Below are 2,553 nucleotides of genomic sequence, written 5' to 3'. Positions count from 1 at the left end.
GCGCGATCGCCGAGGTACTCGCTCAGCAGAAGACCGAGCCGCCCCCGATCGTCATCTTTCTGACGCTGTGCCTCCACATTAGATGTTGCTGTAGCTGTCAGAACCTGATTTGCCGCCATCGCGCGTTATCCTTGCTAAGTTTCGTGGGACTGCCTCGAACCTCAGACCTGCATCCGTGAAATTTCCTGGTAGGCCGACAGCAGATGGTTGCGGACCTCCTTGATCGTCTCGAAGGCAATTCGGGATTTCTGGCTCGCGATCATGACCTCGGTGAGCGGCACGCCCTCGCCATTGAGGAAGCCGTCGGTTTTCTGCGCCGCGCCCTGCTGCAGGCTGTTTACCGTCTCAATAGCCGAGTTCAGCATTCCGGCGAAGTCGCCGGGCCGGGATTCCGCAGCGGCTCCGGCGGGCTGATTGCCTTCGGCTTGCGCCGCCATCGCCCGCATTTGCTGGAGCACCTGCTGTATGCGCATGTCGTTCATGATCGGGCCTCTCTGCCTCGTGTCTGCTCTTCACGAGGCATGAATCGGGCCACACAGCCTCTGGCTCACACAACCTTGAGGCCTTCCCGCGGGATACCGTACTTGCGCAGCTTCGCCACCCCAGTCGTGCGTCGCAGCCGCAGCAGCTTGGCCGCCCGAGCAACCACGCCGTCGGTAAGATCCAAGGCCTGGCGGATGAGCTGTATTTCCATATCCGCGAGCCATTCCTTGAGATCGAGCCCTTCTTCGGGCACCAACACCCGGGCGAGCGCTTCGGTCGACTCCACCGGCAGGCACTCCGTCCCGGGTCGGGCGGGCGCATCGGCCGGCTCGCTCGCAACGCTCGGCTCGGTGCCGGCGAGCCGAGCGTGCTCGATTATCTTCTCCGGCAAATCCGTCACGCCCGCCTCGCCATACGGACGCAGAATGGCGAGCCGCTCCACGAGGTTGGCGAGCTCGCGGACGTTGCCGGGCCAGGAATACTGACTCATCACGGATAGCGCCTGGGCGGTGAAACGCACCATGCCGCGCCCTTCGGCCTCGACACGCCGAATGAGCTCCTCGGTGAGCACCGGAAGATCCGCGATGCGTTCCCGCAACGCGGGCATTTCGATCGGGAAGACGTTGAGGCGGTAATACAAATCTTCGCGGAAGGCGTCCTGGGTGATCTGGGTCTCCAGGTTGCGGTGGGTGGCGGCGATCACCCGCACGTCGGCATAGAGGGTCTTGGTACCGCCGACGCGCTCGAAAGTCCGCTCCTGGAGGACGCGCAGCAGCTTGACCTGCATGTGCAGGCTCATGTCGCCGATCTCATCGAGAAACAACGATCCGCCTTGAGCGAGCTCGAAACGCCCGCGGCGACTGGATACCGCTCCGGTGAACGCGCCCTTCTCATGACCGAAGAGCTCGCTCTCCAGCAGCTCGGCGGGTATGGCGCCGCAATTGATGGGAACGAAAGGCCCGTCGCGGCGTTTCGATTGGGCATGAATTTGCCGCGCCACGATCTCCTTGCCGGTGCCGGACTCGCCGAGAATCAGCACCGTGGCATCGGAATCCGCCACCTGCTCGATCATGGAGCGCACGCGGCGCATACGCGCGCTTTCCCCCACCAAGCGCGGCAGCGCGGCCGCCGCGGCGCGCTCGCCATTGACCTGCTGGGCGTTGTGGCTCAGCGCGCGACGCAATGCCGCCGCGAGCTCCTGCTGGCGCAAGGGGTGGCCGAGCGTGCCCAGAACGTTGCCCTGCACCGCGTCGGCCGGCGAGGTACGCGCCCCATTGGGGCGTAACAAAAAAATGGGGAGATTCGGCAGTGCCTCGCCGACCGTTGCGAGCCGACTCTGCGTATGATCTTTGCTCGAGTCCTCGGTAAGCAGGCCCAGCGCGTAGCCGGTCGACTGCTCGGAACGTGCGAGCATCTCGACATTGGATACGATTCGCGGCTCGTGATCGAGAAAACGGATCACGGCCTCTATGCCGCGGGCCCGTTCGGTATCGCTATCCACCACCAACACTTTGACCATCGCCGACCGTGTGCCTTTAGCCCTGACCTCCTGTGCCAATGTATCGGCGATGTGGATGAATAAATGTGACCCGTGTCAAATGAACGGCGCTCGGCCAGGCCGCCTGACGGCGCCCGAGCGGCAAGCCAGAAGTCCGGCGTCTCAACGCGAGAAGCGGCGATAGACGTCAGCGGCCTGACGGCCGCGCTGCGTCTCCCGCATGGCCCGGGCCGCCTTGTCGCGATGCGCTTCGGCGAGCGAGATCAGCTCCTGATCCAGATCGAGCACACGGCGGATGCAGTCGGCGACCAGCGGTGCGGCGGCGCGCGGCACCGGCGTCGCGAAGATCGCGCGGGAGAGGTTCTGCCGTTCCTCCTCGCGCTGAGCGAACAGCACCCAGTCGCCAGCCCGGCCCAGATCGAGCATCTCGCGAGTCAGATCCAGTAGGCGGCAGGCGGCCCGCTCGTGATCGCACGCCGCTACGGCGCTGGCCGCATTAGCCGCCGGCGGCACGGCGCTCTGCCTGAAGGCGGTTCACGTCCCGGGCCTCCTGTGGAATCGCATCCCACCCG

3 protein-coding genes are annotated in these 2,553 nt (G+C 65.0%); all 3 read right to left on the bottom strand.

The window, feature by feature from the left end; genetic code table 11:
• Positions 1 to 161 precede the first annotated feature (161 nt).
• The gene (fliE, locus tag AC52Q4_RS01170) at positions 162 to 437 is read right to left on the bottom strand and encodes a flagellar hook-basal body complex protein FliE (protein ID WP_495534967.1); all 276 of its coding nucleotides are present in this window, start codon (positions 435 to 437) and stop codon (positions 162 to 164) included.
• 110 nt (positions 438 to 547) lie between these two features.
• The gene (locus AC52Q4_RS01165) at positions 548 to 2,002 is read right to left on the bottom strand and encodes a sigma-54 dependent transcriptional regulator (protein ID WP_495534966.1); all 1,455 of its coding nucleotides are present in this window, start codon (positions 2,000 to 2,002) and stop codon (positions 548 to 550) included.
• 141 nt (positions 2,003 to 2,143) lie between these two features.
• Complete coding sequence (locus tag AC52Q4_RS01160; protein WP_495534965.1) at positions 2,144 to 2,494, bottom strand: flagellar protein FliT; 351 nt, start codon at positions 2,492 to 2,494, stop codon at positions 2,144 to 2,146.
• Positions 2,495 to 2,553 lie beyond the last annotated feature (59 nt).

Source organism: Nitrococcus sp. (assembly GCF_059432795.1).
Note: the sequence above shows the minus strand (reverse complement) of the source record. Positions and strands in the feature narration are given on the sequence as shown.